Raw genomic sequence first — 26,223 nt, 5'->3', positions numbered from 1 at the left:
ACCGAAAAAGCGCTGCTGAACTGACCGAACGTCTCGATTATCCGCTACCGACGGAGACAAGCGCGCAGATCATCACGGGGAGACGACCGGAACGGTTCGAAACGCTTACCGCCCGGAGCGCACTGACGACGGACATGGACGACTCCGTCGTCGATCCGGCGGAGGTCGAGCACGTCGCTGACCTCGCACGGGTCGACATCGACGAGAGCGAACGCGAACGATTTGCCGAACAGTTTGGCGAGATCCTCGACTACTTCGAGACGCTCGATTCGGTTCCCGAAGTCGAGACCAAGGACGAACTGACGAACGTGATGCGCGCCGACGACGTGCGGGAGAGCCTCGACCAGTCGGAGGCGCTCGAAAACGCCCCCGACACCGAGGACGGCTTCTTCAAAGGGCCGCCGGTCTCGTAGGTGAAAGGATGGATCTGAACTGCTACATTACCGAGTCCACGATAGACGGGGCAGACGAGGGACCGCTCGCCGGCGTGACCGTCGCTGTCAAGGACAACATCTCGACCGAGGGCGTCCGTACGACCTGTGGATCCGAGATGCTCGACGACTACGTTCCACCTTACGACGCGACGGTCGTCGAGCAGTTGACCGCCGCGGGCGCGACCATCCCCGGCAAGACCAACATGGACGAGTTCGGGATGGGAACGACGACGGAAACCTCCGCCTTCGGGCCAACCGAGAACCCCGCTGCTCCCGGGCACGTTCCCGGCGGGTCCTCGGGTGGGTCGGCGGCCGCCGTCGCCGCTGGTGAAGCCGATATGGCCCTCGGCACCGACACCGGCGGTTCGATCCGCTGTCCGGCCGCGTTCTGTGGCGTCGTCGGGATCAAACCGACCTACGGGCTGGTCTCGCGATACGGGCTCGTCGCCTACGCCAACAGCCTCGAACAGATCGGGCCGATCGCTCCCACTGTCGAGGAGGCCGCGCAGTTGCTCGAAGTCGTCGCTGGCCCAGACGAGCGAGACGCCACGACGCGTGACGCTCGCGACCACGGAGGCAACTACGACTTCGCGGCCGCCGCCGACGGCGACGTGTCCGACATGACAATCGGGGTCCCGACCGAACTGGTCGAAGACGCCGACGAGGCCGTTCTCGACCGGTTCCACGAGTCGCTCGACGAACTCGAAGCACAGGGTGCGACGATAACGGAGGTCGAACTGCCGAGCGTCGAACACGCCGTGCAGGCGTACTACGTCATCGCGATGAGCGAAGCCTCCTCCAACCTCGCCCGATTCGACGGCGTCCGATACGGTACGTCGGGTGGCTACGACGGGAACTGGAACGAGACGTTCGCTCGCGCTCGGGAGGCGGGCTTCGGTGAGGAGGTCAAGCGCCGAATTCTGCTTGGAACCTACGCCCTCTCCGCTGGCTATCACGACAAGTACTACAAGAAGGCACAGGACGCTCGTGCGTGGGTCAAACAAGACTTCGATTCGGCCTTCGAGTCGGTCGACGTCCTCGCCTCGCCGACGATGCCCGTCCCGCCTTTCGAACTCGGCGAGAGTCTCTCGGACCCGCTGAAGATGTATCTCGCAGACGCGAACACGACGCCGGTCAATCTGGCGAACCTGCCCGCAATCTCGGTGCCAGCGGGCGAAACTGCCGACGGTCTGCCCGTCGGCCTCCAACTGGTCGGCCCCGCGTTCGGAGAGCAGACGATCATCCGGGCGGCGAGCGCGCTCGAATAACTCGTTTCTCGAACCGCTCTGTTGCTCCGCGCTCAGTGATGTTATCACTGCTGAGAACACCGTGACAAAGCTTTTGCCCAAATCTGTCCGTCAACACCGCATGAACGAGAAAACAGCGAACCTTGGGATAACAGGGCAATTGTTGGTTCACATTGGTGTCATTCCAGTACGTCTTGAAGGGTTGTTTCCAGACGTGATCCGGCGAAACTTCGGTGCACGTATTTTTGCCCTTGCGTTCATCTCTATCGTTGGAGCGCCGGTACTCGCGCTTTTGCTGTTCGAGAGTGCACTTCCAGCGGTCATCTTGGTCGCCGGTGTGACGACTGTGACCGGGTTCCTGGGCTATTGTGAGATGTATCGATCGTTGCGCGCAATCAACGCCAATATCAATCGGGTCGATAACGGTGAATTCGAAGTCTCGTTTGAGGGTGACCGGATTGATGAGATCGGTGAGACCTACACAGCGTTAGAGGAGACAGCCGCCTCGCTGGGCGAGATGATACAGGAGGCAGAGGCTGCTCGTGAACAGGCAGAAACGGCCCAGCGTGAGGCCGAGCGCGAGCGTGCGGAGATAGCAACGCTCAACGAGCAACTGCAAGAGCAGGCACGCTCGGTTCAGGAGGCGATGGACGCGGCTGCCGCCGGGAACTTCACTCATATTCTTGACACCGACCTTGATACGGAGGTGATGTCGGATATTGCGGCCAGCTACAACGACATGGTTTCACAACTTGCCGACACGATCGGCGAAGTTCGCGAGTTTGCCAACGATGTTGCAGACACCGGAGAGAGTGTTTCGAGTCAGGTTGCGAGTAGTCGGACGGTCAGTGAGGATCTGGCGAGCTCGATTCGAGATGTCTCCGAGGACGCTGCCGACCAGTCTGCGAAACTCGACAGCGTCAGTCAGGAGGTACAGACGCTGTCTGGGACGGTCGAAGAGGTAGCGTCACAGGCAGACCGCATCGCGTCTCTCTCCAGCGACGCTAACGACCTCGGCACCGAGAGCGAACGGGCGGCGACGCAGGCCGCGGACGAACTTGACGCGGTCGGCGACGAGGTGTCGGAAGCGATCACTCGCGTCGAGACACTCGCCGACGATATTGACGAAATCAGCGAAGTATCAGAGACAATCGCGAGTATTGCGAGTCAAACCAATATGCTCGCGCTGAACGCCTCCATCGAGGCCGCACACGGCGGCGGGCAAACTGGGAGTGACGGGTTCGCTGTCGTCGCCGACGAGATCAAGACCCTCGCAGAGGAGGCGGGGGAAGCGGCCGAGGAGATTCAGCAGTCGGTCGCAGGCGTCCAGCAAGCGGCCGAGGCGACGGTGACCCAGATGGAACACACTGGTGAGCGTGTTGCCGATGGGATCGATACAACCGAAGACGCGCTTGCCGCCCTCGGCCAGATTGCCGAGACGGTCGCAGAGATGAACAGTAGCATTCAGGAGATCAGTTCGGCTACCGATGACCAGGCAGTGTCGACCGAAGAAGTCGCGGCAGCTACTGATGATATCACCGCTGCCGCGACAAACATCAGTCAGGAGTCAACGTCCGTCACAGAAGCCGCACAGGACCAAACGGAGATGCTCTCGAATGCCGAAACGAGTGCTACGACGCTTTCGGCCCGTGCTGACGAACTACAGACGCTGCTGAGTACGTTCGAAGTCGATACGAACGGTCGGCCGGAGTCGGCTGGATGAACGGGCCGGGACGGAGCACGACCACACCGCAACCGATATTGTCACGCCTACCGATTCACGACCCGTGACTATCGCGAGCGAGCGCATCGAACGCCTGCACGAATTGGCACGAGAAGCGGCCGCGGAGTGTCACGACGACCGCGCCCGCCGATACGTCCGCCGGGCGCGCCGGATCGCAGAGCGAAATCGCCTCACTCTCCCCCGATCCTTTCTTAGGTACACCTGTGACGCCTGCGACGCGTACCTCCGCCCCGGCAAGAACGCCCGCGTTCGGCTTCAGAGTGGCCACGTCGTTGTCACTTGTGACTGCGGGGAGATCGCGCGCTACCCCTACGACGACCAGTGAGAACCGTCCATTTTCTACCTCGCTAACATTATCTCTTGCTGATCTGTAGTGCGTGTTGAATCGGGGGCCTATTCAGCAAGAGCGACGGCGTTTTCGCACGTGGACACGTTTACTCCGGGTATGGAATATTTCATCACCGGTGCCACGGGATTCATCGGTAGTCACGTGGCTCGTCAGTTGCTGAACGACGGGCACGATATCGTTGTGCTTGCACGAACACCAGCAAGCGCGGCGGACTTGGAAGCCGCTGGGGCAACAGTTGTCGAAGGTGACATCACCAAGAAAGAGACGCTTCGCGACCCGATGGACGGTGTCGACGGTGTGTTCCATATTGCAGGCTGGTATGATGTCGGTGTGACTGACCCAGCGGTCGGCGAGCGCATCAACGTCGAAGGCACGCGAAACGTGTTCGATGTGATGGATGCCCTCGACGTTCCGAAGGGCGTATACACGAGTACACTGGCAGTCAACTCGGATACCGGCGGCGTCGTCGTCAACGAGGACTACTACTACGCTGGCTCACACCTGACGGCGTACGACTGGACGAAGTGGAAGGCTCACTACGAAGTGGCCGAGCCGATGGTCGCGGATGGACTCCCGCTCGTGACGGTCATGCCCGGTATCGTATACGGTCCCGACGATACCAGCGTCTTCGGGGACTCCCTCCGTGACTTTCTGCGCGGTGACTTGCCGTTCATCCCCCGTGAAGTAGCCTACTCGCCTGGCCACGTTGCGGACATCGCCCGTGCACACGTGCTGGCGATGGAACAGGGAACGCCGGGCGAGGAGTACATTATCGGCGGTGAGCCGACGACGCTGGTTGAGCTGTTCGACATCGTGGCCAATATCGCTGGCCGTGATCCACCGCGGGCGGTTTCACCCACTCTCTTTGGCGCTGTTGCCCCAATCGTCGACTTCCTCGAACAGTTCGTCACACTCCCGAAGGATTACCGGGCCGAACGGCTTCGCGTCCTGGCTGGCGTCACGTATATCGGAGACAATAGCAAGGCAACGAACGAACTCGGACTCGAACACCGGCCGCTTCAGGCAGGACTCGAAGAGACAGTGGCACACGAACAGGCACGACTGGCGAAATCCGGCTGACAACCAGTATCGTCGGGAGTCTGGTACCGTTGAAATCCACAGTGAGCCATCGGTTGTCTGCATGATCTTGTCGTGATCATCGATATCTGATATGAAGTGGCTGCTGAATAGAACCGATATCTGCAGCAAATGAGGAAACGCATATCGTCTCGAACGCTGAATACGAATATGTGTGATGTGATAACGATGCCCAGAAAGAAAGCAGCTCTTCGGAGGTGGACGATGGATCCCTCGGCCCGTGACGGGCAGGTCCTCCCAATTACCCGATGGGTCGCGCGCTTCATTATCCCGTTTTTAGCCGCGGCGTTTCTGGTCCTCTACGGACTACCCGATCAGACCACTACGTACTTCGCGTGGACGATTCGACCCGAGATGACGCCGATCCTAATGGGCGCAGGCTACGGGGCAGGCGTGTATTTTTTCTATCGGGTTTCCACCGTCGAGGAGTGGCATGCGGTCGCCCCAGTTTTCCTCGGGATTGCCACATTCACGTGGTTGATGGCTATTGCCACCGTACTCCACTGGGAAAACTTCAACCACAGTCACTTCACGTTCGACCTCTGGGTTTTCCTCTACGCAGTCACCCCCGTTCTCATTCCAGCGATCTGGGCGCTCAATCGACGAACAGACCCCGAGAAACGGACAGAAGACGAGTCCCTTCTTCCACGAGGGGTGCGGGTGCTCGGTGGTCTCATCGGAATTCTCGTCACAGTCAGTGCCGTCACCCTGTTTGTTGCCCCTGAACTCATGATTGGTGTGTGGCCATGGGCCGTCTCCTCCTTCACAGCGCGAATTTTGGCGGGATGGTTTGCGCTCTTTGGTGTGGTCAACTGTGCCGTCGTACTCGACCCACGCTGGAGCGCCGCCCGAATACTGATCCAAAGCCAAATCCTTGGCTTCACGTTGGTCTTGATCGGTGTCGCCCGTGTCTGGGCGAACTTCGACCCGTCGAACGTGCTGACGTGGGGCGTCGTCGGAGGGATGGCGCTGTATTTGATCGCCATACTGCTCCTGTATATCGGGATGGAAATTCGCTGATCACTTATCGGATGAAATCCGTTCTGTCGATGGATACGCGCTCTGTATTCAGGACGGCTGCTGAAACATACCATCGTTAAAATATTTAATCGCAGTACTATTTTCAGCACGGACTCTACAACCGATCAGTGCTGCCGCGTTCCCATCCTTGATGCCCGTCGAGCGAGAACCGTTCCTGTGAAACACCTCCCGAAGCATCTCCAGCCGCGGTGGCGATATCTCGCCGTCGGCATCGAGACGTGGCCTGACGCCGCGCTCGACCGCGACCAGTTTCAGCGGGCGCTCTGGTACAGCGCCCAGAATCTGCTCGGGGATGTCGGCAGCGCTGACGCCGACCTGACCCTGTTCGGGTTCAGCCACGCCGACGGAAGCGGCGAGGCTGTCGTCCGAACGCGGCGCGACAGCGTCGAGCAGGCGCGTGCGATCATCGCCGCAATCGACAGCGTCGACGGCGTTGCTGTCGGCATCCGTGTTCGTGGCGTCAGCGGCACGGTGCGTGCCTGTGAGGAAAAGTATATGGGGCGTGGACGGGAAGGCACAGACCAGAGACACGTCGTGTTCGGAGACGCTGAACGGTCGGCATTTGTCCGTGACGGACGAGTTGACGTGCAGACCGACGAAGCGTTCACTGGCGCGACGACCCTCGATATCCACTAACCATGCAGGGCCAAAACCAACAGCAGGCGTACGACCGAGGGATCACTATCTTCTCCCCGGACGGCCGCCTCTATCAGGTCGAATACGCCCGCGAAGCGGTCAAACGCGGGACAGCAAGCATCGGCGTACGAACACCCGAGGGCGTCGTCATCGCCGTGGACAAGCGCATCCGGTCGCCGCTGATGGAGCGGGACAGCGTCGAGAAGATCCACAAGGCCGACGACCACATCGGCATCGCCAGCGCTGGTCACGTCGCCGACGCTCGCCAGCTCATCGACTTCGCTCGCCAGCGCGCACAGGTGAACGCGCTTCGCTACGGCGAACCAATCGAAGTCGAGACACTCACCAAGGAAGTCACCGACTACATCCAGCAGTACACGCAGGTCGGCGGCGCACGTCCATTCGGTGTGGCGCTCATCATCGCCGGAATCGCCGACGGCGAACCCCGCCTCTACGAGACTGACCCCTCCGGGACGCCCTACGAGTGGAAGGCGCTCGCAGTCGGCGCAGACCGGGGCGACATCAGAGACTACCTCGAAGCCAACTACGAGGAGGACCTCACCCTCGACGGCGGCGTCGAACTCGCGCTCAAGGCGCTCGCATCGGTCAACGACGACGAACTCACCCCCGAAGGGCTTGGCGTCGCAACCATCCCCGTCGAGACTGAACTGTTCCACGAACTCACGGACGAGGAGAAAGCGGAGTACCTCGAGGGTCTCGACCTGCTCCCCGACGAGGGCGAGGAAGACGAGGACGAAGACGAAGAGTAACTGCACCCGCAGTTTTGGACCGTCAATACGTTTCTACGTCGAGATCAGCGACGCGCTCGAAGTGGCTATCTCGTGTGACGAACTGAGTTCTCGGCCACCGTTTATAACCCGGTGCTGACGGGAGGCAGTTCGGTCACAAACACATTTAACGCATCCACAAGAACAATCAGGTATGATATCACTCGACGAGGCGGTGACGGCCCGACTGGAATCTCACGGGGAGCGGTTCGAGGTGCTGGTCGACCCGGACGCGGCACTCGCAATCAAGCGCGGCGAGTTTGAGGGTGACCTGGAGGACGTGATCGCAGCAGAGGACGTGTTCGAGGACGCAGAACGGGGCGACCGACCGCCCGAGAGCGCGCTCGAAGAGGTGTTCGGCACGACAGACCCCATGGAGATCATCCCGCAGGTTATCAAGGAAGGAGATATCCAGATCACGGCCGAGCAGCGCCGGGAGATGAAAGAACAAAAGCGGAAGAATCTCATCAATCGCATTACCAGAAATGCGGTCAACCCGCAGATGGACGACGCGCCGCACCCGCCCGAGCGCATCGAGTCGGCGCTCGAAGAGACCGACTTCCGAATCGACCCGATGGAACCGGTCGAGAATCAGGTCGACGACGCGCTTGACGCGCTCCGTCCGGTGATCCCGATTCGATTCGACACGATGACCGTCGCTGCGCAGTTGCCCCCGGATTACGCCGGGAGCGGTCAGGCGAAAATCAGAGAGTTCGGTGACCTCAAGCGCGAGGAGTGGCAGGCCGATGGCTCGTGGATCGGGGTCGTCGAGTTCCCCGCCGGGATGCAAGAGGAGTTTTACAGCCTCGTCAACGAAGTCTCGAGCGGCGAAGCCGAGACGCAGATCATCGAGAGCGAAGACGAGATTGGAACGCGATGAGCGAAGACGAGATTGGAACGCGATGAGCGAAGACGAGATTGGAACGCGATGAGCGAAGACGAGATTGGAACGCGAGGGGCGAAGGCGGGTCGAAACGCGATGAGTGCGGGCAAGGAACCCACACCCGATAACGGATTTATATATCATCGGGCCGTAGTGACGGACAAGTGACTGACACACCGACAGGCGAGCGCGCCGTCGTCGCGGCGCGCGTCGAGGCGGGGACAGCAGATACAGCCGAGATAACCGACCTCGCTCGGGCGGCGGGCTACCGGGTCGTCGAGGAGGTGACCCAGACCCGAACAGAGGACCCGGCCTATCACTTCGGGGAGGGGAAAGTCGAAACTATCGCAGAGCGCGTCCGTCGGAGCGATGCCACTGTCGTCATCGTCGACAACGAACTCGGCCCCTATCAGACGTACAACATCGGGAACAAACTCCCGGCGGACGTACGGGTGATCGACCGCTTCCGACTCATCCTCGAAATCTTCGGCCAGCGCGCCCAGACGCGCAAGGCCCAGCTTCAGGTCGAACTCGCGGAGTTGCGCTACGAACTCCCGCGGGCCGAGGCCAAAGCCAGCCTCGCGAAACGGGACGAACGCCCCGGGTTCATGGGGCTTGGTGAGTACGACGAGAGCCGCGAGGACGACATCAAGGCCCGCATCTCCCGCATCCGCGACGAACTCGAACAGATCGAACAGACCGACCAGAAGCGCCGCGAACAGCAACGGGAGTCGGGGTTCGATCTCGTCGCGCTCGCGGGCTACACCAACGCGGGGAAGTCGAAGCTGTTGCGCCGACTCGCCGAGGACCTGGATGTCGACGAAAACGAGGACATCCATCCCGACATCGACACGACCGCCGAATCCGAGAATCGGCTGTTCACCACGCTCGGCACGACGACGCGCCGGGCCGACCTCGACCGACGGGACGTACTCGTCACCGACACCGTCGGCTTCATCTCGGACCTGCCCCACTGGCTCGTCGAGTCGTTCAAGTCGACGCTCGATGCGGTGTACCGGGCGGATCTGGTGCTTCTGGTCGTCGACGTGAGCGAACCTGTCGAGGATATCAGAGAGAAACTCGTCACGAGCCACGACACGCTCTACGAGCGAAACGAGGCCCCAATCGTCACGGTGTTGAACAAGTGTGACACGGTCAGCGACGAGGAGGTTCGCCGCAAGCGCGAGGCGCTGTCCGCACTCGCGACGAATCCCGTCGTCGTGAGCGCGAAGACGGGCGAGAACGTGGACGCGCTCCGGGAGCGCATCGACAGAGAGTTGCCGGATTTCGAGCGCGAACGGCTTGTCTTGCCGATGACCGACGAGACGATGAGCGTCGTCTCGTGGATCTACGACAACGCCGTCGTCGACGACGTCGAATACGGAGAGCAGGTCGTCATCGAGTTCGAGGCCCGGCCCGCGGTCGTCGAGCAGTCCCGGTCGAAGGCCGGACAGCTCGTCGAGGCGTCCGCCTGACGCTGATCAGGTATCCTGCAGTGCGCTCGGAATCGCGCCTAGCAGGTCGCTCGCGAGGAGGCCACCGTCGTGTGATTCGTACACCGCATCTCCGGCGCGGCCGTTGACGAAGGCAGCGAGACCACCGGCGTCGACTGTCGACATCCGGGACGCGAAGGCTCCCGTGATGCCAGCGAGCACGTCGCCGGTACCGCCGACGGTCATCCCCGGGTTTCCGGTTCGGCTGACGCGCGTCCGGTCCCCGTCCGAGACGATGTCGTAGGCCCCCTTGACGAGCAGCGCGTGTCCGAGTTCTGCGGCAAACTCAGTGACCAGTTCACGACGTTCGCGCCAGTCGCTGCTGGTCTGACCGCCCATCTCCACGAGTTCGCCCTGATGGGGCGTACACAGAAGCGTCGCGTCCGTATTCAGGTCAGGCACGACCGAGAGCGCGTCGGCGTCGACGACTGCGGTTCCGTCGTAGGCTTCGAGGATGGCCTCGACGGTTTCGAGCGATCCCTCGTCTTCCCCGAGTCCGGGGCCGACGATGATCGTCTCGTGTTCGGCCGCAAACTCCATGACTGGGCCGACGTGACCGGGTTCGAACTCCCGGCCCTGCACCGGTCTGAGAATGAGGTCCTCGCTGTAGCCCTGCACCTCGTGTGCAATCGCGGTCGGACAGCACACGCGAACGAGATCAGCACCAGCGCGGAGCGCGGCCTGTCCGGCCAGCGCTGGCGCGCCGACGTAGGGGCCGCCGCCGATGACGAGCACCTCGCCGTGATGGCCCTTGTGACTCTGTGGGTCCCGCGCGAGTCGTCGGAGATCCCCGCGTTCGACGAACTGAGTAGCGCCATCGGGGATGCCGATGTCGGCCACAGTCACGTCCGCATCGAGGCTGTCGAGGCCGGGCTTGGTGTCGTGGAAGGTCACGACGTGGTCGGCGTCGACGGCGTTTTCGGCGAGTTCGCCCGTTTCGGCGTCGAGTCCCGACGGGACATCGACAGAGACGACGGTCGCGTCCGCGTCGTTCATCGTCACCGCGGCGGTCGCTTCCGGTTCCCGGAGTGCGCCCGTGATCCCCGTCCCGAGCATGGCATCGACGATGACGTCGCCCTCGATGGCGAGGTGTGTGGAGTCGCGGATTTCGGTTGGCTCCTGGTCGGCGGCGACGAGCGCATCCCAGTTTGCGCGCGCGATGTCGGTCTGGATGGTCTCTGCCCGCCCGAGTAACAGCACCTGAGTCGTGAACGACTCGAGAAACCGTGCGGCGACGAGCGCGTCACCGCCGTTGTTGCCGCGCCCGGCGACGATAGTGATCGTATCCGCTGGGTCAGCCACGTCTCGAACCGCGCGAGCGACGGCGTTCCCGCTCGACTCCATGAGTTGCTTCTGTGACACGCCGAGCGCCGCCGCGTTCCGGTCGACGATGGCCATCTCGGAGCCCGTGATCATGGGGACGGCTTCGAGGGGGCGGAGTATAACTCTGGGGCTCTACAGGCCGGGGACGCCGTAGGCGTCGAGGCCGCCGAGTCCGAGCGCGGCGAGAATGACCAGCGCCACGAGCGCGGCGACCCACGCGCCGATGCCGATGATCGCTGCCCGGATCCACCCTACCTGATAGCGCCAGCGAACCACCCACGCCCAGACAAGCAGGGCCGCGAGCGACGCAATCGCGCCGCCTATCTCGGCACGCGAAAAAGCAACGTCCACGACAGCCCACGCGAGTGCGCCGAGCAGGGCAGTCAGGACTGCGTGAGAGTAATCACGCGACGCGAGCGCGAGTTTCGCACCGACCGAGATTGCGAATCCGCCGACGAGTAGACTCACCGCGAACACGATGAGGGAGGTTTCGACGCCGTGTGCTGCCATACTGGTCTGGTCGAACGCTCGACAATTAAGTGTAGTGGCAGGTCGGCTGTGAGCGCTCCCAGCTAGTCCTGTTCGATTGACGCCTCGGCGCGGAAGTTCTCGACGTCTCGACTGTCTGTGACGACGCCCTCGAAGACGTACTGTGCTCTCGGGCTTGCGCCCCGGCCGATCGATATCTCGTGGCGCTGTTCCCAGCGCTCCAGAACATCCTCGCCGTCGGTGTATTCGAGCACGACCACGACCGTCCCTTCCTGTCGCTCGGGAACGTCGTTTTCGATGGTGACGCGGACGAGTAGGTCGGGCGGATACTGGTAGTCGACGTTTGGCATCCCGTTCTGGGGAATTATCTCGGTGTTGGTCACCAGAAACTCGGCGTCGTCACTGCTACAGCCAGCGATGGCGACGGATGCGACCACCAACCCGAGAAACTGCCGCCGCGACGGGGGAGTCATTAGCGAACCGTCGGGACCACGCCGACTTGTGGGTTCCGGGGTCCTGTCGAACCGTCCGCGCGTACCTCGGTGTGTGCTACCATCGAACCTGGAATCCGTCTTCTCCTTCCGGCGACTCCTCGTGCACCTCGACGTCCCTGACGGTCGCACGGTTGCTCCCCTCGTGACAGAACTCGACCATCTCCTCGACGGCATCTTCCGTCCCCTCGAAGACCGCTTCGACGCGGCCGTCGTCGAGATTTCTGACCCACCCGTCGACGCCGTGCTCGCGGGCCTGGTCGCGGGTCGTCGCCCGGAAGTACACTCCCTGTACCGTACCACTCACGTACACGTGAGCGCGTGTCCGCTCAGTCATACAGTGACTGTGGGTCGTCTCGACGGATAATCCTCTCGCTGTCCGTCGCTGGTCACTCGGCAGTGCGGAGATAGTGAAAGAGGTACGTCTGCGTGTACCCGGCATACGGCCCGAGACGCTTGCGAATTGCCCGCGAGGTGTCGGCGTAGTTACCTCTCTCACAGTCGGGATAGTGCTCTGCTATGGTCCGCTTGATCCATGTATCCAGCGGGACGGCTTCGAGATAGTCGAGCGAGAACAGCAGGACACAGTCGGCCACCTTGTCGCCAACGCCGACGAACTCGGTCAACTCCGCTCTCGCCTGTTCGTAGGGCTTGCCCCGAACGGTCTCCGGCGTGGTTCCGTCCGCGACCATTTCGGCCGTGCGCTTGACGTAGGGCGCTCGGTAGCCAAGCGAGAGGTCCCGGAGCTGTGCTTCGGTCGCACCGGCGAGTTGCTCTGGCGTCGGATACGCGTATTCAGTTTCTCCACGAAAGGAGACGGGCGTGCCGAAGGCTTCGCGCAGGGACTGTTGCATCCCGTGGATACGAGAGACGCGCATCTGTGCCGAGCAGATAAACGAGATGAGCGCGCCGAAGGGCGGGTCGCGGACGAGGCGCATCCCCCAGTAGGCGTCGTAGGCCTCGTCGATGAGGTCGTCTGTCGCGGTTTCCGCTCGAATCTCCGCCAGGTCGTCGTCGAGACGCACCCGCGAGCGAAGAACCGGGTCGGCGTCGACGGTCGCTTCCCACTCCAACTCGCCGTCGCGCTGACGAACGCGAATGACTGCGGGCGTACCGGTCGCGCGCGTGGTCGTCCGATACCAGGCGTCGCCGCCGTGCAGTCGGTCGCTTTCGTAGTCCTCACCGTCCTCGCGCCACCAGAGATACGACTGTCCGCTCTCGATAGTCGACTGGAGATCGAAGGGATTTCCAGACAGATCGATACGGCCGCTGTGCATCGTCACGAATCTGGGGCACGGTGACCATCTGCCTTTCGAGTTCACCGTCTCAGGGCCAAGCTTGATTACGAATGCCAGCCAACAGTTCAGTATGAACTGCCGAGTTGTCGTCGAAGCCGCCGTTCCGGTTTACGATGTCGAAACGTCAGACGAGGCAGTCCGGATCGCTATCTCGAAGACCGGGGAGATGCTCAACCCGGATCTCAACTACGTCGAGATCAACATGGGCGAGCGCTCCTGTCCCCACTGTGGGGAGGCGCTCGACCCGGCGTTCATCGCCGCCGACGAGAGCCTGGTCGCGCTCGAACTGGAGATGACCGTGTTCAACGTCGAGCGCGAGGAACACGCGTCCCGGATCGCACGCAAGGAAATCGGCCAGCGACTCGAAAACATCCCGCTCGAAGTCCTCGAAATCGAGGAACTCGAAGATGACGAAGATGAGGACGACGAAGACACCGACGAGACTGATTCTGCCGAGGAAACCGAACCCGACGACACTGGAGAGGACTCCACTGACGACACCGCAGAGACACAATCTGAACCAGCGGACGACGACCAGGTGCTGCCGGAGTTCGAGGAACTCATCGACGAGTGACCCGTTTCGACGCCGACCAGCGTGACGTGGACGCCGCTGTCCGGTGTAGTGTCACTACGTGACGAAACAACAGAACAGTTAGTCAGCGGTCGCCGAAACGCGCTCGGTCTCGGTCTCTCGCATCTCGGAGGTGATTCCGTTCGCGAGTGCAAACACTGCGTCCTTGTGATCCGTCTTCGATTTGTGGATCGATGTCGGTTGAACGCCGAGTGTGGTGTATCGATCGTGCTCGACCGTCTCGCCTGTCTCTTGCTCGTAGTGATTCTGTACCTGTGCAAGCAGGCCGTGGAGGTGAATGAGCTCCTGCTTTTTCATGGACACCAACTCATAGATACTGGAGGGTTATAGTACTATCCTGAGTCGCGTTAACACACTTCCCCCAATATTGCCCTCTCAGGCCCTGTATTCCCATGTGGGGCTTGACACGAGACTCCAGTTGCAGCTAATTTTTCGCAAATTTGTATCGTTATTAGTACTGATAGTATGTCCGATTCTCACATCTCTCTGTTCGATGAGCTGACCAGCGCGGCGCGCGACCCCACCATCTGCTCGGTCTGCTGGACACGTGCCCTCGCCGTAACTACTACGAGGATGCCCGCAAAATGACCATTCGATGCCGATACTCGTCGACATTCGGAAGCTGACTATTATCGGGAAGCTGATCCAGCACGGCGCGAAAAACGTCGCCTCGTCGCTGTCGACCATGGCCGGTATCGACGCCGACGTGAAAATCAAGAGCCTCTCCTTTGTCGAACCGGACGACGTCCCAAAAGAGATCGGCAGCGGGGAGTTCTATCACGCTAACATCAGGCTGACCGAACCGCCCTACGGTGTCTTTCTGATGACGCTCGACGAGCACACTGCCGCCCAGATTGCCGAACACATGACTGGCCAGCAGGTCGAGGGCGGACTCAACCAGATGCACGAGAGCGCGCTCCAGGAGATGTGCAACATTCTCACCTCCGGATTCATCGACGGCATCGCGAACACGCTGGATACGACCATCAACATGGACACTCCCGATCTGGAACTGGCCGACTCAGATACGATCGCCGAGCAGGCACTCTCACACATCCACTCGGACTCGCTATCTATCGTTCTGGATTCGACCGTCGACCTCGCCGAGCAGGACACGCAGTTTCAGCTTCGCATCTTCCTGATCCCCGACCCTGGTGCCTTCGTCAATCTCATCGACAAACTCGATGTCGAGGAGATCCGCGATATCGAGAACCCGACCGCTCTGCACGACGGCGACCGCGCGTTCTAAATCCTGCGTCAGCCAACCGGAGACGAATCGGACGTTTTGAGTGAGTGCATCCGACAGATGGTGACATGGAACCGATCGAAGTCGTCGCGTACGTGCTCCACTCGTTGTTCGCTGGACTGTGGACTGGCAGCGTCGTGTTCGTCACGCTCACCGTGCTGCCGCTCGCACGGGAGGGGGATCTGACTGCGGCCGCGCTGGAGCGGATCACCGGAAAACTCAAGACTGTCTCGCGGACGAGCGCACTCGTGTTGTTTCTCACCGGGAGCCACATGGCGGCCCAGCGATACACGGGCGAGTCGCTGACGGGAACCGACGGCGGGAACCTCGTTCTCGCGATGGTCCTGTTCTGGTTTCTGCTCGCCGCCACCGTCGAGATGGGCGCGAAGCGACTCGCGGACGGCACCGGGCGCGACAAGGTGCGCGAACCGGCCCGCGAGGCACGGCAACTGTTCCTGGCCGCGAGCATCCTCGCGCTCGGCTTGCTCACCGTCGCCGGACTGCTCTCTGCGAACAACGTCGGCTTTCTCTGATACAGCCAGTGAGCGCGGGATCACTCCGTGAGTCGCGTTATCGCGGTGTACCCGCCGAACCCGACCAGACAGCCGAGTGCCGCACTCGCTCCGACCCCGACGACACCGAGCGACGTCTGCGCTGCGAGCAGTCCGCCGACAGCGCCGCCGAGACCGCCGCCGACCGCACCTGCGGTGCTAGCTGTCGTCTGTGTCATATCATCCGATCGATCTGGGTCGGTGTTCAGTCTTTCTCCCCTTCGACGTGTTCGCGCATCCACTCGACGTGTTCGTCGAGACGCTGTCTCCCGGCGTCGGTCAGCACGTATCTGTCGTGGATGCCCGCCGTCTCCGTCTCGACGAATCCGCTGGATTCGAGCGCATCGAGCGCGCCGTAGAACGACTTGGGTTCGATGCGCTCGTCGTAGTGTGTTTCCAGACGGCTCTTGAGCGCCTGCGCCTGTCGGGGTTCGTCCGCGAGCAACACGCAGATGTCACGGCGTCGCCCGCTCTGGAGGAACTTCGTCATGCCTCGACGGAACAGACCGGACGGTTTTGCTGTTTCGACACGGTACTCTACCGCTCTCTTGCCGACAGCGAACCGACACGCTTGCCTGTCTGCGGCCGTAGATGCAGCTAATGACACCGGCCCCTGACGCGCTCACAGCTACCTACGACGAAACCGACGCAGAACGCCGCCTCGTCTACGAACTCGGGGACACACAGGTTACGATTGCCCAGAACATCGAGGGGTACGCGATGCTCAAGGTTCGGCGCGACGGCGACGAACTCGAACGTTACTACGGGTTCGACATGGCACTCGACCACGCGGCCGAGCTGCTCGGCGTCGATCCGACGAACCTTCCGGTGCCTGACGAGGCGGCCGACATGGGGATGAGCTAGACCTTCCGCTCGAAGACCAGTCCGACGGTCGTCCCGTCGCGCTGGAGCGTCTCGCTGAGTCGCCACCCCTCCTGTGCGTACTCGTTGATGATGCTCTCGATGTTGCCCATCTTCCGGGGACGGGCCTCGGTTTCGTGTGTCGTGTAGACGTATCGCTGGTCGGCCATATCTCAGGGAGGGGTTCCCGATGCAAAAGTGATAGGGCTACAGAGCGTGACGGACTCAGACCGGTAATCAGGCGAACGTCCGGTCGATCTCTTCGTCTTCGGTCTCGTTTTGGATCTTCTCGTAGGCTTCCTCGAAGTCTTCCATCCGGACGTTCGTCCGGTCGTCGCGGATGGCGAACATCCCGGCCTCGGTACAGATCGCCTTGATGTCTGCGCCGGATGCGCCGTCTGCCATCGCCGCCAGATCCGCGTAGTCCAGATCCTCCTCGACGTTCATCGCCCGCGTGTGGATCTTGAAGATCTGTTCGCGGCCCGCCTCGTCGGGTTCGGGCACTTCGATGAGTCGGTCGAAGCGACCGGGGCGCAAGATAGCGCGGTCGAGCATGTCGAAGCGGTTCGTGGCAGCGATGATCCGGATCTCGCCCCGATCCTCGAAGCCGTCCATCTCCGAGAGCAACTGCATCATCGTCCGCTGGACTTCAGCGTCACCTGAAGTCTTCGAGTCGGTTCGCTTTGCCGCGATGGCGTCGATTTCGTCGATGAAGATGACCGCAGGCTGGTGCTGGCGGGCCAACTCGAACAGGTCGCGGACGAGCTTTGCTCCCTCGCCGATGAACTTGTGGACGAGTTCGGAGCCAGCCATCTTGATGAACGTCGCGTCGGTCTGATTGGCGACGGCCTTCGCGAGCATCGTCTTGCCGGTGCCCGGCGGGCCGTGCAGAAGAACACCAGACGGCGGTTCGATGCCGACTGCCTCGAACATGTCGGGGCTTCGGAGCGGCATCTCGACGGTCTCTCTGACCTCCTCGATCTGTGCCTCGATACCGCCGATGTCGCCGTAGGTCACGTCGGGACTGGTGTCGACCTGCATCACGCGCGCCCGCACGTCTGTCTCGTCTTCCAGCGTCTTGACGACCGACAGCGAGTTGTTCACGGCGACCCGGTCGTCAGGCTCTAGTGACTCGCGCATCTCCTCGGTGACCTCGGTGAGCGCCTCCTGATTGTTGCCGTGCTGTTTGATGATGACCCCCTCTTCGGTCAGTTCCTGCACCGTCGCGACGAAAAGCGGCGACTGCTTGAGCTTCTTGTTCTCGTGAGTCAGCCGTTCGAGCTTCTGCTGATATTTGTTGTTCTCGGCGTTCGCATCGAGAAGCTTGTCCCGCATCTCCTCGTTCTGTGATTCGAGAACCTCCAACCGTTCCTCCAGTGAGTCGATCTTGTCCTGCTTGGACGCGTCGTCGTCGTACGGCAGTTCGACGTCGTCCACTGTGTCCGTCATTACCCTCGTATAGTGCCCTCAATAATAAGAGGTTTCGGGTCGACACGAACGCTCGAACCGATCCCGTCGGTCTGTGGGCCCTCTGCCCGCCGCTGTCTGGCGCGATATTCAAATTTGAATCTGTGACCCATTCATTAATGAGCGCGTTCGTCGTAGCGCGGATAGACGGTACTCCGGGCATGAGTAAGACAAAACTGAACGTGGAGGACTACCGGTCCGTTCTCGACAGCGTCGACAACGGGGCGTTTCTCCTCGACCGTGAATCTACCCTCGTGTACGCTAATTCGAGGCTGTGTGACCGCGTTGATGCACCAGTTGGTCAGTTCACCGAACGGCCAGTTGCGGACCTGGCAGCGGAACTGCTTGCCTCCGATGAGCGGGATCAATTCAAGCAGACGCTCCGTACTGTGTTGACCGACGAGTACGACGAGTATCCGGTCAGCGAACAGTTTCGGGCGAGCGGATCGACGGGAACCGAGTTACGCTTCTCTCCAGTTCGTGACGGCGGCGCTGTCGTCGGGGCTGTCGTGGTCGTCGGTGAGACAACGGGGCCATCCGCTGGCCGGGCGACGCGCGAGCAGGAACTCGAACGATACGAGGCGATCGTGGAGGCCTCACAGGACGTGCTCTGGATGTTTACGGCTGACTGGTCTGAGGTAGTCTATCTCAATTCCGGATTCGAGGAGGTCTGGGGGATCACCGCCGAACAGCTGTCCGAGGATCCCACGCTCTTTCTGGAGGGTGTTCACCCCGACGACCGAGCGACAGTTCACTCGGCCATGGAAATTCTCTCGAACGGGGAAGGGGCGGAACTCGAATTCCGCGTCAATTCCGCGGAGGACTACGGCCGATGGGTGCGCGTGGAGGCCGAACCGGTGTTCGAGGACGGCGAACTCACGCATATCGTCGGCTTCACCCGAGACATCACAGAGCAGAAGGCCTACGAGCGGAATCTCGAACAGACGCAGCGACGGCTCGAACTCGCCCTCGAAGCGGCCGACGCTGGCGTCTGGGAGTTCGACCCCGACTCCGCGGAGATCATCCTCCACGAGAGTCGTCAGACGCAGGTTCCGGCTGACGAGACGAACGGCAGACTTCCCTTCGGCGCGCTGCTCGACCAGATTCACCCAGATGACCGTGAGACCGCCCGGTCGACAGTCGAGACTGCCATCGAGAACGGTGAGGACTTCGAGCAGGAGTACCGGATGATCCACGACGATGGACAGACACGGTGGTGGCAGTCGAACGCACAGTTCGTGACTGAAGACGAGGCAACACAGCGACTCATCGGCGTCAGTATCGACATCACCGATCGGAAGGAACACGAGCGCCGACTGGAGGAGTCGAACGAACGCCTCGAACGATTCGCGTACGTCGCATCTCACGACCTGCAGGAGCCACTTCGAACGGTCGCGAACTACGTGGATATACTCGCGGAGGACTACGAGGACGACCTGGACGACGAAGCGCAGGAACTCATCGACGTCGCGGTCACCGCTACCGAGCGGATGCATTCGATGATAAACGCGCTGCTGGATTACTCCCGTGTGACGACGCGCGGCAGCGAATTCGACCAGGTTCAGGTCGACGAGGCCGTCGGCGATATCGTCGACGACCTGCGTGTCCTGCTGGAAACACACGACGGAACCGTCGACTGCGAACCGCTCCCGACGGTCGAGGCCGACGGGGATCAGATCCGGCAGGTCTTTCAGAACCTCGTGAAGAACGCGCTCGAACACTCGACAGACGAACCCGTGACGATCACCATCAGCGGGGAGGAACGGCCCGACGAATATCGCTTCGAGGTCGCAGACGACGGTCCCGGAATTGCCGAATCACAACAGGAGAAGATATTCAGGATGTTCAAAAGCACTCACCAGTATCAGACCGAGAGTCAGGCAAAGGGCGTCGGACTCGCCATCTGTGACAACATCGTGCAGCGCCACGGCGGCGAGATATGGGTCGAATCACCGCCCGACGAGGGCGCAACCTTCGTATTCACGCTCGACAAACAGCAGCCAGACGGTGATCTGCCATGAGCGATGTTCCATCCGGCCCGACCACACAGGAAGAACCAGTCGAAATCCTGCTCGCAGAGGACAACCCAAACGACGTTCGGCTGACAAAGCGTGCCTTCGACAAGGGAAAGCTGCTGAACAACATTCACGTCGTCAACGACGGGGTCGAGACGATGAAGTTCCTCCGGCAGCAGGGCGAGTACACCGACAAGCCTCGCCCGGACGTCGTGTTGCTCGACATCGAGATGCCCCGAAAGGACGGCCTTGAGGTACTCGCAGACGCCGAGCAGGACCCAGAGCTGTCGACGATCCCGATCATCATCCTGACGAGTTCCGAGGCTGAACAGGACATCGTCGAATCCTACGAGCACAGCGCGAACGCGTATCTGACGAAGCCGGTCGGCCACGCCGAGTTCAAGGAGACGGTTCGACAGATCGAGCAGTTCTGGTTCCAGCTCGTCAAACTTCCCGAAACGGAGTGACGGATGCAGGTAGATTCGCTCGACGTTCTGTTGGTCGAAGACAACCCGAACGACGCGCGACTCATCCGTCGCCACCTCACGCAGGCCGACTCTGCGCTGTTGCCCGACGAGGTCACCGTTCGTCACGAGCAGACACTGAACGCGGGCAGTGACTGGATCGAACAGAACGAGGTCGATCTCGTGTTGCTCGATCTCGGCTTGCCCGAGACCAGCGGCGTCGAGACCTTCCATCGACTCGACAACTGTATCGCCACAACCCCGGTCGTCGTCCTGACCGGGCTGCAGGACGAACAGGCGGCGCTCGAACTGCTTCAGCAGGGGGCACAGGACTATCTCACGAAGGGCGCGATGAACCGGGAAGCGCTCGTCAAGTCGGTTCGGTATGCCCTCGAACGTCAGGAGCGAGAGACGGAGGTTCGCACGACGAAAGACCAACTCGAGGTGCTCAACCGGATCCTCAGACACGATATCAGCAACGACGTGCAGGTGCTGGAACTGTGGGGCGAACGCCTCGCCGAACAGGTCGACGACGAGCACGAATCCGACCTCCGGCGAATCCTGCGAACGACCGACCGGATCCGGGAGTTGACACAGAACAGCCGCGAGTACATGCGGATCGCGACCGAGCAGTCGGATATCGAAACCGAACTGATCCGACTCGACCAGTATCTCCGTGAGGAAGTCCAGAAGGCTCGAACCCGCTATCCGGGCGCCGAGTTCGAGCTACGGGACCCGCTCCCGCAACTCTCCGTGGCCGCCAACGGGATGCTCTCCTCGGTGTTCCGAAACCTGCTGAACAACGCTGTCCAGCACAACGAGGGAGCGCCCCACGTCGAGATATCTGTCGAGGCAGACGACGAGTCGGTCCACGTCAGTATCGCAGACGACGGCCCGGGGATCCCGGACGAGCGGAAGGCCGAAGTGTTCGGCAAAGGGGAACGCGGATTGCGGAGCGAGGGGACCGGTATCGGCTTGTATATCGTCAACACTGTCGTGACTGAATTCGACGGCGACACCCAGATCCTCGACAACGACCCGACTGGAGCGATAATCAGCCTCGAACTGAATCGCGCCGAGAACCAACCGTTCTGATCTCACACCCTGCCGGTCTGTCTCATCGAACATGCTGATATTACTATAGTGAATAAAGCAAGATAGAAAATATTATTATAGTACATCCCAGAGAGGTGTGTATCATGAGTGTCACAGAGGTCGAGCGGTCGGCAGCACAGCGTGGCTGGGATGCAGTGCGGGAGTTACCACCGAGTGCGAAACTCGTCGCGAAGGTTCTGGAGTACAACGATCGGCTCACGCAGAGCCAACTGGCGTCGGAGACGCTGTTGCCGCCGCGGACGGTTCGGTACGCGCTGACCCGACTGGAAGAGGTCGGTGTCGTCGACTCGCGCATCGCGTTTTCCGACGCGCGAAAGCGGGTCTACACGCTCACTATCGAGTGAGCACCGCTCTCGCTGACTGTTTGTCCGCTTGCCGTCGACTGACCGCCACGTTCATCGTTCACTGCCTGCCGCGGTCGTCGTCGACTGACCGCCGTGCTCGTTGGGGCTGTCACTTTCACTGCGGTCGGGGAATTCATTTACCGGCGGCTTTCCTACTGAGGGGTAATGACGCGGATACTCCACACTGGCGATACGCATCTCGGCTACAGGCAGTATCATCTGCCCGAGCGCCGGGACGACTTTCTCGCTGCGTTCCGGCGGGTGATCGACGACGCTGTCTCCGACGACGTCGATGCCGTCGTCCACGCTGGCGACCTCTTTCACGACCGCACGCCGACGCTCTCTGACGTGATGGGCGCGGTGTCGCTGTTGCGCGAACTCGACGCCGCAGATATCCCCTTTCTGGCCATCGTCGGCAACCACGAATCCAAGCGGGACACGCAGTGGCTCGATCTGTTCGAGAGCATGGGGCTGGCGCAGCGACTCGGAGACGAGCCAACCGTCGTCGGTGACGTGGCGCTGTACGGGCTGGATTTCGTCTCCCGTTCGCAGCGCGAGGACCTGTCCTACGACTTCGAACCGCACGACGTCGACTATGCTGTACTCGTCTCTCACGGTCTCTTCGCGCCGTTCGCACACGGCGACTGGGACGCGACCGAGATTCTGGCGGAGTCGACGGTGCAGTTCGACGCGATGTTGCTCGGCGACGACCACGAGGCGAAGACGAAACGCGTCGAGGAGCCACACGAGGCGTGGCTGACCTACTGCGGGTCGACAGAGCGTGCGAGCACCGCCGAGCGCGAGGACCGGGGGTACAACATCGTCGAGTTCGACGACGGCGTCGACATCCGCAGGCGCGGCATCGAGACGCGATCCTTTGTCTTCGTCGAGGTGGAACTCGCTCCGGGCGAAGGTGCTGGCCGCGTCCGCGAGCAGGTCGGCCAGTACGATCTAGAAGGTGCCGTCGTCGCAGTGTGGATCCGCGGCGAGGGCGAGGACGTGCTCCCGGCCACCATCGAGGAGTTCGCCGCAGACCAGGGCGCGCTCGTGACTCGCGTCACCGACGAGCGCGAACAGACCGAGGACAGAGACATCGAAGTGAGCTTCGCTGACCCCGACGCAGCCGTCAGGGAGCGCCTCGACTCGATGGGGTTGAGCGGGGCCGCACGCGACCTCGACGAGACGATCCGCGCGAGCAAGGTGGCTGACTCGAACGTCGCCGACACCGTCGAGCGCCGCGTCGCAGATCTACTTGATGATCGTGATGCGTTCGAGCAAGCCGATTCAGAAGCGAACGCATCGCAGGACGGCCAAGATGCGTCCCCGGACCTCGACGGAGCGGGACACGTAGACATCGACGGAGAGGAACACGCAGACCTCGATGACACAGCACAGACAGACACCGACGAGTCTGCACGGTCCGACACGCCGCAGATAGACACCGACGAGTCTGACCAGTCGGAGACGGATCAGGCCGAGAGTGACGGCCAGGCGACGATGGGTGAGTACCGATGAGGTTCGACCGGGTCAGACTCTCGAACTTCAAGTGTTACGAGGACGCAGACCTCCGTCTGGACGTGGGTGTGACCGTCATCCACGGGCTGAACGGGAGCGGCAAATCCTCGCTGCTGGAGGCCTGCTTTTTCGCACTCTATGGCTCGAAAGCGCTCGACGAGACGCTCGACGAAGTCGTCACCATCGGGGCCGAGGAGACGACGGTCGAACTCTGGTTCACTCACGACGGGGAATCCTATCACATCCGGCGGGAGATCCGCAGTCGAGACGGCGACGCCCGAACCACAAAGTGTGTTCTCGACGGGGAGGACCGCACCATCGACGGCGCGACCGACGTCCGGAACTTCGTCACCGAACTGCTCAGGATGGACACCGAGGCGTTTCTCAACTGTGCCTACGTTAGACAGGGGGAGGTGAACAAGCTGATAAACGCCGACCCGTCGACCCGGCAGGACATGCTCGACGACCTCCTGCAACTTGGCACCCTCGAAGAGTATCGCCAGCGCGCGAGTCAGGCCCGCGTCGGCGTCGGCCGCGTCCGCGACGACAAGCAGGGCGCGCTCTCGGAGGTCGAAGACCAGATCGAAGCAAAGGCGGAGAAGAATCTCCACGACCGCCTGAACGATCTGGAATCCGAGGCAGCAGAGATCGATTGTGAAATCGACCGATACGAACAGAACAGAGAGCAGGCGGTCGAAACGCGCGACGAGGCCGAGGCCGTCCTCGACGAGTACGAACAGAAACAGGAGGAACTCGAATCACTCGAATCCGACATTGACGACCTCCGAGAGCAGATTGGAGAGACCGAACGAGAACGGGAGCAACTCGCCGAGCGGATCGAACAGCGAACTGAAACCCTCTCGGAACGGCGGGACCGGCGCGACCAACTCCTCGAAGGAGTCGAGCAGTTCGAGACAGTCGAGGCCCGGGCCGAGAGCGACGACCTGACTCGGGAGCAACTCGATACCGAAATCGATGCGGTCGAGGCAGAGATCGAGGAAGTGACCGACCAGATCAGGGAGCAAAGTGTCGAGAAACAGGAGGCAGACAGCACTCGCGAGTCGCTACTCGAATCGGCGGCAGACCTGGAGGAGACGGCGACCGAACGCCGCGAGGAGGCCAGTCAACTCGAAGCAGAACTCGAAGATGCCGAGGACAATCTCGCCAACAAGCGGGAGAAGGTTGCCGAACTGACTGCGGAAATCGAGGAGATACACGAACGCTTCGAGGACGCACCGATCGCAATCGGTGAGGCCGACGCGCACTACGAGACGGTCAGCGACGACCTTTCGACGTGCCGCGAGCAACTCGCAGAGCGGAGAACGGAACTCGAAAACGCACGGGAGCGAGTGAGCGAAGCCGAGTCGCTACTGGATGCAGGCAAGTGTCCGACCTGCGGACAGCCAGTCGAAGACTCCCCGCACGTCGACGCGCTCGGGGAACGCCGCGAGCGCGTGTCAGAACTGGAAACGGCCGTCGCGGACCTCGAAGAGCGCGAGGAGCGCCTCGAAACGAAACTGGAGCGCGCCGAGGACCTTCGCGAGCGAGAACAGCGAGCGGCGGAACTCGAACAGAACCGGGACAACATCGAACAGATCCTCGACGAGCGGGAGTCAAGCATCGACGAAAAGCGGGACCGGATCGAGCAACTCAGAGCACAGGCAGACGAGGACGAACAGGCGGCGGCCGAAAAGCGAGACGAAGCAGCGGCGGCCGAGGATCGTGTCGACGAAATAACCGAGGCAATCGCAAAGCGAAACCGGGAGCACGGAGAACTGAAGGAGCGACTCGAACAGCTCGAACAGATCGACACGACGCTGGAAGAGATCGACCAACTCCAGTCAGATGTCGAGCGATTCAGAGAACAGCGAGCCGAAAAGGAGACCGTCAACGACGAACGCCGCGAGCGACTGGCCGAAAAGCGCGAGCGCCGCGACGAGTTGCGAGAGACGTTCGACGAAACCCAGATCGAACGGGCTCGACAGCAACACGAGAACGCGACGTCGTATCTCGAAGAGGTCGGGGAGACGCTCGACGACCTGGAAGGCCAGCGCACGGAACTGCAAGAGCAGATCGGAGCGATCACGAACGAACTCGACGCACTCGAACAGTTGCGGGACCGGCGCGACGAACTCACAACGACAGTCCAGCGGCTGAACTCGCTGTACGAAGAGGTCGAACAGTTGGAGGAGACCTACGCCCAGTTGCGCGCGCAACTCCGCCAGCAGAACGTCGAGACGCTCGAACGGATGCTCAACGAAACCTTCGAGTTGGTCTACGAGAACGACACCTACTCCCACATCGACCTGGACGGAAGTTACGAACTGACTGTCTACCAGAAGGACGGCGAGACGCTCGACCCCGACCAGCTATCTGGCGGCGAGCGCGCGCTCTTCAATCTCAGCCTGCGCTGTGCGATCTATCGGTTGCTCGCGGAGGGCATCGAGGGAACGGCACCGATGCCGCCGCTCATTCTCGACGAACCGACGGTGTTTCTCGACGCCGGGCACGTCGGCCAACTCGTCGAACTCATCGAGACGATGCGGGACCTGGGCGTCGAACAGATCCTCGTCGTCAGTCACGACGAAAAACTCGTCGACGCCGCCGACGACCTAGTGACGGTCACGAAAGACAGCACGACGAACCGCTCGACAGTCGAGCGCCAGCCAGCGCGCGAGAGACTCCTCGAAGCCGACGACTAGCAGGTCTCGTCTCCTTGAGGCGCGGGAGTTCCCCGT

Annotated in this window: 30 protein-coding genes; 20 read left to right on the top strand and 10 right to left on the bottom strand. The window is 61.5% G+C overall.

What is annotated here, in order from left to right; translation table 11 throughout:
- Nucleotides 1-134: 134 nt before the first annotated feature.
- The 10 genes from gatC (at nucleotide 135) to hflX (ending at nucleotide 9,695) form a co-directional block, all read left to right on the top strand.
- Complete coding sequence (gene gatC, locus ACMGFL_RS09670; protein WP_436935332.1) at nucleotides 135-413, top strand: Asp-tRNA(Asn)/Glu-tRNA(Gln) amidotransferase subunit GatC; 279 nt, start codon at nucleotides 135-137, stop codon at nucleotides 411-413.
- A gap of 8 nt (nucleotides 414-421) precedes the next feature.
- Nucleotides 422-1,702: an Asp-tRNA(Asn)/Glu-tRNA(Gln) amidotransferase subunit GatA gene (gatA, locus tag ACMGFL_RS09665; RefSeq protein WP_436935331.1), complete on the top strand. Its 1,281-nt coding sequence runs from the start codon at nucleotides 422-424 to the stop codon at nucleotides 1,700-1,702.
- A gap of 193 nt (nucleotides 1,703-1,895) precedes the next feature.
- Nucleotides 1,896-3,404 carry a methyl-accepting chemotaxis protein gene (locus tag ACMGFL_RS09660; RefSeq protein WP_436935330.1) on the top strand — a complete coding sequence of 503 codons (1,509 nt, stop codon included), beginning with the start codon at nucleotides 1,896-1,898 and terminating at the stop codon, nucleotides 3,402-3,404.
- A gap of 64 nt (nucleotides 3,405-3,468) precedes the next feature.
- Nucleotides 3,469-3,750: a ribonuclease P protein component 4 gene (locus ACMGFL_RS09655; RefSeq protein ID WP_436935329.1), complete on the top strand. Its 282-nt coding sequence runs from the start codon at nucleotides 3,469-3,471 to the stop codon at nucleotides 3,748-3,750.
- Nucleotides 3,751-3,870: 120 nt separating this feature from the next.
- Nucleotides 3,871-4,854 (top strand): NAD-dependent epimerase/dehydratase family protein, encoded by a 984-nt coding sequence (locus ACMGFL_RS09650; RefSeq protein ID WP_436935328.1) that lies wholly within the window; start codon nucleotides 3,871-3,873, stop codon nucleotides 4,852-4,854.
- Nucleotides 4,855-5,040: 186 nt separating this feature from the next.
- Entirely contained in the window at nucleotides 5,041-5,892 is an 852-nt protein-coding gene (locus ACMGFL_RS09645) for a hypothetical protein (RefSeq protein ID WP_436935327.1), read from the top strand.
- Nucleotides 5,893-6,069: 177 nt separating this feature from the next.
- A complete protein-coding gene (locus ACMGFL_RS09640; protein ID WP_436935326.1) occupies nucleotides 6,070-6,549 on the top strand; it encodes an Rpp14/Pop5 family protein in 480 nt (159 codons plus the stop codon).
- 2 nt (nucleotides 6,550-6,551) lie between these two features.
- Nucleotides 6,552-7,319 carry an archaeal proteasome endopeptidase complex subunit alpha gene (gene psmA, locus ACMGFL_RS09635; protein WP_436935325.1) on the top strand — a complete coding sequence of 256 codons (768 nt, stop codon included), beginning with the start codon at nucleotides 6,552-6,554 and terminating at the stop codon, nucleotides 7,317-7,319.
- Between the two features lie 172 nt (nucleotides 7,320-7,491).
- Nucleotides 7,492-8,217: a ribosome assembly factor SBDS gene (locus ACMGFL_RS09630; protein ID WP_436935324.1), complete on the top strand. Its 726-nt coding sequence runs from the start codon at nucleotides 7,492-7,494 to the stop codon at nucleotides 8,215-8,217.
- A 167-nt stretch (nucleotides 8,218-8,384) separates the two neighbouring features.
- A complete protein-coding gene (gene hflX / locus ACMGFL_RS09625; RefSeq protein ID WP_436935323.1) occupies nucleotides 8,385-9,695 on the top strand; it encodes a GTPase HflX in 1,311 nt (436 codons plus the stop codon).
- 6 nt (nucleotides 9,696-9,701) lie between these two features.
- Here the strand turns inward: hflX and ACMGFL_RS09620 are convergent, their stop codons facing one another.
- The 5 genes from ACMGFL_RS09620 to ACMGFL_RS09600 all read right to left on the bottom strand — a co-directional run bounded on the left by ACMGFL_RS09620 (nucleotide 9,702) and on the right by ACMGFL_RS09600 (nucleotide 13,293).
- Nucleotides 9,702-11,129, bottom strand: coding sequence for an NAD(P)H-hydrate dehydratase (locus ACMGFL_RS09620; protein ID WP_436935322.1), 1,428 nt, complete (start codon nucleotides 11,127-11,129; stop codon nucleotides 9,702-9,704).
- A 39-nt stretch (nucleotides 11,130-11,168) separates the two neighbouring features.
- Entirely contained in the window at nucleotides 11,169-11,546 is a 378-nt protein-coding gene (locus tag ACMGFL_RS09615) for a hypothetical protein (protein ID WP_436935321.1), read from the bottom strand.
- 62 nt (nucleotides 11,547-11,608) lie between these two features.
- On the bottom strand, nucleotides 11,609-11,998 hold the full coding sequence (locus tag ACMGFL_RS09610; RefSeq protein ID WP_436935320.1) for a hypothetical protein: 390 nt from the start codon (nucleotides 11,996-11,998) through the stop codon (nucleotides 11,609-11,611).
- A 76-nt stretch (nucleotides 11,999-12,074) separates the two neighbouring features.
- Nucleotides 12,075-12,353, bottom strand: a complete 279-nt coding sequence (locus ACMGFL_RS09605) for an acylphosphatase (RefSeq protein WP_436935319.1) — start codon at nucleotides 12,351-12,353, stop codon at nucleotides 12,075-12,077.
- 52 nt (nucleotides 12,354-12,405) lie between these two features.
- Entirely contained in the window at nucleotides 12,406-13,293 is an 888-nt protein-coding gene (locus ACMGFL_RS09600) for a DNA-3-methyladenine glycosylase family protein (RefSeq protein ID WP_436935318.1), read from the bottom strand.
- Between the two features lie 91 nt (nucleotides 13,294-13,384).
- Between ACMGFL_RS09600 and ACMGFL_RS09595 the strand changes: the two genes are divergently transcribed.
- Entirely contained in the window at nucleotides 13,385-13,888 is a 504-nt protein-coding gene (locus ACMGFL_RS09595; RefSeq protein WP_436935317.1) for a DUF555 domain-containing protein, read from the top strand.
- Nucleotides 13,889-13,966: 78 nt separating this feature from the next.
- Here the strand turns inward: ACMGFL_RS09595 and ACMGFL_RS09590 are convergent, their stop codons facing one another.
- Nucleotides 13,967-14,203, bottom strand: coding sequence for a UPF0058 family protein (locus tag ACMGFL_RS09590; protein ID WP_436935316.1), 237 nt, complete (start codon nucleotides 14,201-14,203; stop codon nucleotides 13,967-13,969).
- 298 nt (nucleotides 14,204-14,501) lie between these two features.
- Here ACMGFL_RS09590 and ACMGFL_RS09585 point away from each other — a divergent pair, with 298 nt between their 5' ends.
- Both ACMGFL_RS09585 and ACMGFL_RS09580 read left to right on the top strand, forming a co-directional pair.
- Nucleotides 14,502-15,155: a chemotaxis protein CheC gene (locus tag ACMGFL_RS09585; protein ID WP_436935315.1), complete on the top strand. Its 654-nt coding sequence runs from the start codon at nucleotides 14,502-14,504 to the stop codon at nucleotides 15,153-15,155.
- A gap of 65 nt (nucleotides 15,156-15,220) precedes the next feature.
- On the top strand, nucleotides 15,221-15,685 hold the full coding sequence (locus tag ACMGFL_RS09580; RefSeq protein WP_436935314.1) for a hypothetical protein: 465 nt from the start codon (nucleotides 15,221-15,223) through the stop codon (nucleotides 15,683-15,685).
- A gap of 20 nt (nucleotides 15,686-15,705) precedes the next feature.
- On the opposite strand, the gene ACMGFL_RS09575 is transcribed toward ACMGFL_RS09580, so the two are convergent.
- Nucleotides 15,706-15,882, bottom strand: coding sequence for a hypothetical protein (locus ACMGFL_RS09575; RefSeq protein ID WP_436935313.1), 177 nt, complete (start codon nucleotides 15,880-15,882; stop codon nucleotides 15,706-15,708).
- A gap of 26 nt (nucleotides 15,883-15,908) precedes the next feature.
- Complete coding sequence (locus ACMGFL_RS09570; RefSeq protein ID WP_436935312.1) at nucleotides 15,909-16,193, bottom strand: PadR family transcriptional regulator; 285 nt, start codon at nucleotides 16,191-16,193, stop codon at nucleotides 15,909-15,911.
- Nucleotides 16,194-16,294: 101 nt separating this feature from the next.
- On the opposite strand from ACMGFL_RS09570, the gene ACMGFL_RS09565 reads away from it, so the two are divergent.
- Nucleotides 16,295-16,567, top strand: coding sequence for a DUF7111 family protein (locus ACMGFL_RS09565; protein ID WP_436935311.1), 273 nt, complete (start codon nucleotides 16,295-16,297; stop codon nucleotides 16,565-16,567).
- On the opposite strand, the gene ACMGFL_RS09560 is transcribed toward ACMGFL_RS09565, so the two are convergent.
- Both ACMGFL_RS09560 and pan1 read right to left on the bottom strand, forming a co-directional pair.
- Nucleotides 16,564-16,734 (bottom strand): DUF4177 domain-containing protein, encoded by a 171-nt coding sequence (locus ACMGFL_RS09560; RefSeq protein WP_436935310.1) that lies wholly within the window; start codon nucleotides 16,732-16,734, stop codon nucleotides 16,564-16,566. The genes ACMGFL_RS09565 and ACMGFL_RS09560 overlap by 4 nt on opposite strands.
- 67 nt (nucleotides 16,735-16,801) lie before the next feature.
- The gene (gene pan1, locus ACMGFL_RS09555; RefSeq protein WP_436935309.1) at nucleotides 16,802-18,013 is read right to left on the bottom strand and encodes a proteasome-activating nucleotidase Pan1; all 1,212 of its coding nucleotides are present in this window, start codon (nucleotides 18,011-18,013) and stop codon (nucleotides 16,802-16,804) included.
- A 179-nt stretch (nucleotides 18,014-18,192) separates the two neighbouring features.
- On the opposite strand from pan1, the gene ACMGFL_RS09550 reads away from it, so the two are divergent.
- The 6 genes from ACMGFL_RS09550 to rad50 all read left to right on the top strand — a co-directional run bounded on the left by ACMGFL_RS09550 (nucleotide 18,193) and on the right by rad50 (nucleotide 26,187).
- On the top strand, nucleotides 18,193-20,052 hold the full coding sequence (locus tag ACMGFL_RS09550; RefSeq protein ID WP_436935308.1) for a PAS domain-containing sensor histidine kinase: 1,860 nt from the start codon (nucleotides 18,193-18,195) through the stop codon (nucleotides 20,050-20,052).
- Nucleotides 20,049-20,513 carry a response regulator gene (locus ACMGFL_RS09545; RefSeq protein WP_436935307.1) on the top strand — a complete coding sequence of 155 codons (465 nt, stop codon included), beginning with the start codon at nucleotides 20,049-20,051 and terminating at the stop codon, nucleotides 20,511-20,513. The genes ACMGFL_RS09550 and ACMGFL_RS09545 overlap by 4 nt, the downstream gene beginning before the upstream one ends.
- A gap of 3 nt (nucleotides 20,514-20,516) precedes the next feature.
- Nucleotides 20,517-21,605: a sensor histidine kinase gene (locus ACMGFL_RS09540; protein WP_436935306.1), complete on the top strand. Its 1,089-nt coding sequence runs from the start codon at nucleotides 20,517-20,519 to the stop codon at nucleotides 21,603-21,605.
- A 104-nt stretch (nucleotides 21,606-21,709) separates the two neighbouring features.
- Entirely contained in the window at nucleotides 21,710-21,970 is a 261-nt protein-coding gene (locus ACMGFL_RS09535; RefSeq protein ID WP_436935305.1) for a winged helix-turn-helix domain-containing protein, read from the top strand.
- 165 nt (nucleotides 21,971-22,135) lie between these two features.
- Nucleotides 22,136-23,485 carry a DNA double-strand break repair protein Mre11 gene (gene mre11 / locus ACMGFL_RS09530; protein WP_436935304.1) on the top strand — a complete coding sequence of 450 codons (1,350 nt, stop codon included), beginning with the start codon at nucleotides 22,136-22,138 and terminating at the stop codon, nucleotides 23,483-23,485.
- Entirely contained in the window at nucleotides 23,482-26,187 is a 2,706-nt protein-coding gene (gene rad50 / locus ACMGFL_RS09525) for a DNA double-strand break repair ATPase Rad50 (RefSeq protein WP_436935303.1), read from the top strand. Before mre11 ends, rad50 begins: the two co-directional genes overlap by 4 nt.
- Nucleotides 26,188-26,223 lie beyond the last annotated feature (36 nt).

Origin of the sequence: Halovenus marina (assembly GCF_051414115.1) — an archaeon.
In the GTDB taxonomy this organism is placed as follows: domain Archaea; phylum Halobacteriota; class Halobacteria; order Halobacteriales; family Haloarculaceae; genus Halovenus; species Halovenus marina.
This window is presented reverse-complemented; position numbering and strand designations above follow the sequence as displayed.

Excerpts from the sequence above, each read along its gene's own strand:
- gatC (WP_436935332.1), top strand. The coding sequence starts at position 135 with ATGGACGACTCCGTCGTCGATCCGGCGGAGGTCGAGCACGTCGCTGAC.
- gatA (WP_436935331.1), top strand. The coding sequence starts at position 422 with ATGGATCTGAACTGCTACATTACCGAGTCCACGATAGACGGGGCAGAC.
- ACMGFL_RS09650 (WP_436935328.1), top strand. The coding sequence starts at position 3,871 with ATGGAATATTTCATCACCGGTGCCACGGGATTCATCGGTAGTCACGTG.
- ACMGFL_RS09645 (WP_436935327.1), top strand. The coding sequence starts at position 5,041 with ATGCCCAGAAAGAAAGCAGCTCTTCGGAGGTGGACGATGGATCCCTCG.
- psmA (WP_436935325.1), top strand. The coding sequence starts at position 6,552 with ATGCAGGGCCAAAACCAACAGCAGGCGTACGACCGAGGGATCACTATC.
- ACMGFL_RS09630 (WP_436935324.1), top strand. The coding sequence starts at position 7,492 with ATGATATCACTCGACGAGGCGGTGACGGCCCGACTGGAATCTCACGGG.
- ACMGFL_RS09620 (WP_436935322.1), bottom strand. The coding sequence starts at position 11,129 with ATGATCACGGGCTCCGAGATGGCCATCGTCGACCGGAACGCGGCGGCG.
- ACMGFL_RS09615 (WP_436935321.1), bottom strand. The coding sequence starts at position 11,546 with ATGGCAGCACACGGCGTCGAAACCTCCCTCATCGTGTTCGCGGTGAGT.
- ACMGFL_RS09610 (WP_436935320.1), bottom strand. The coding sequence starts at position 11,998 with ATGACTCCCCCGTCGCGGCGGCAGTTTCTCGGGTTGGTGGTCGCATCC.
- ACMGFL_RS09605 (WP_436935319.1), bottom strand. The coding sequence starts at position 12,353 with ATGACTGAGCGGACACGCGCTCACGTGTACGTGAGTGGTACGGTACAG.
- ACMGFL_RS09600 (WP_436935318.1), bottom strand. The coding sequence starts at position 13,293 with ATGCACAGCGGCCGTATCGATCTGTCTGGAAATCCCTTCGATCTCCAG.
- ACMGFL_RS09595 (WP_436935317.1), top strand. The coding sequence starts at position 13,385 with ATGAACTGCCGAGTTGTCGTCGAAGCCGCCGTTCCGGTTTACGATGTC.
- ACMGFL_RS09590 (WP_436935316.1), bottom strand. The coding sequence starts at position 14,203 with ATGAAAAAGCAGGAGCTCATTCACCTCCACGGCCTGCTTGCACAGGTA.
- ACMGFL_RS09585 (WP_436935315.1), top strand. The coding sequence starts at position 14,502 with ATGCCGATACTCGTCGACATTCGGAAGCTGACTATTATCGGGAAGCTG.
- ACMGFL_RS09580 (WP_436935314.1), top strand. The coding sequence starts at position 15,221 with ATGGAACCGATCGAAGTCGTCGCGTACGTGCTCCACTCGTTGTTCGCT.
- ACMGFL_RS09575 (WP_436935313.1), bottom strand. The coding sequence starts at position 15,882 with ATGACACAGACGACAGCTAGCACCGCAGGTGCGGTCGGCGGCGGTCTC.
- ACMGFL_RS09570 (WP_436935312.1), bottom strand. The coding sequence starts at position 16,193 with ATGACGAAGTTCCTCCAGAGCGGGCGACGCCGTGACATCTGCGTGTTG.
- ACMGFL_RS09565 (WP_436935311.1), top strand. The coding sequence starts at position 16,295 with ATGCAGCTAATGACACCGGCCCCTGACGCGCTCACAGCTACCTACGAC.
- ACMGFL_RS09560 (WP_436935310.1), bottom strand. The coding sequence starts at position 16,734 with ATGGCCGACCAGCGATACGTCTACACGACACACGAAACCGAGGCCCGT.
- pan1 (WP_436935309.1), bottom strand. The coding sequence starts at position 18,013 with ATGACGGACACAGTGGACGACGTCGAACTGCCGTACGACGACGACGCG.
- ACMGFL_RS09550 (WP_436935308.1), top strand. The coding sequence starts at position 18,193 with ATGAGTAAGACAAAACTGAACGTGGAGGACTACCGGTCCGTTCTCGAC.
- ACMGFL_RS09545 (WP_436935307.1), top strand. The coding sequence starts at position 20,049 with ATGAGCGATGTTCCATCCGGCCCGACCACACAGGAAGAACCAGTCGAA.
- ACMGFL_RS09540 (WP_436935306.1), top strand. The coding sequence starts at position 20,517 with ATGCAGGTAGATTCGCTCGACGTTCTGTTGGTCGAAGACAACCCGAAC.
- ACMGFL_RS09535 (WP_436935305.1), top strand. The coding sequence starts at position 21,710 with ATGAGTGTCACAGAGGTCGAGCGGTCGGCAGCACAGCGTGGCTGGGAT.
- mre11 (WP_436935304.1), top strand. The coding sequence starts at position 22,136 with ATGACGCGGATACTCCACACTGGCGATACGCATCTCGGCTACAGGCAG.
- rad50 (WP_436935303.1), top strand. The coding sequence starts at position 23,482 with ATGAGGTTCGACCGGGTCAGACTCTCGAACTTCAAGTGTTACGAGGAC.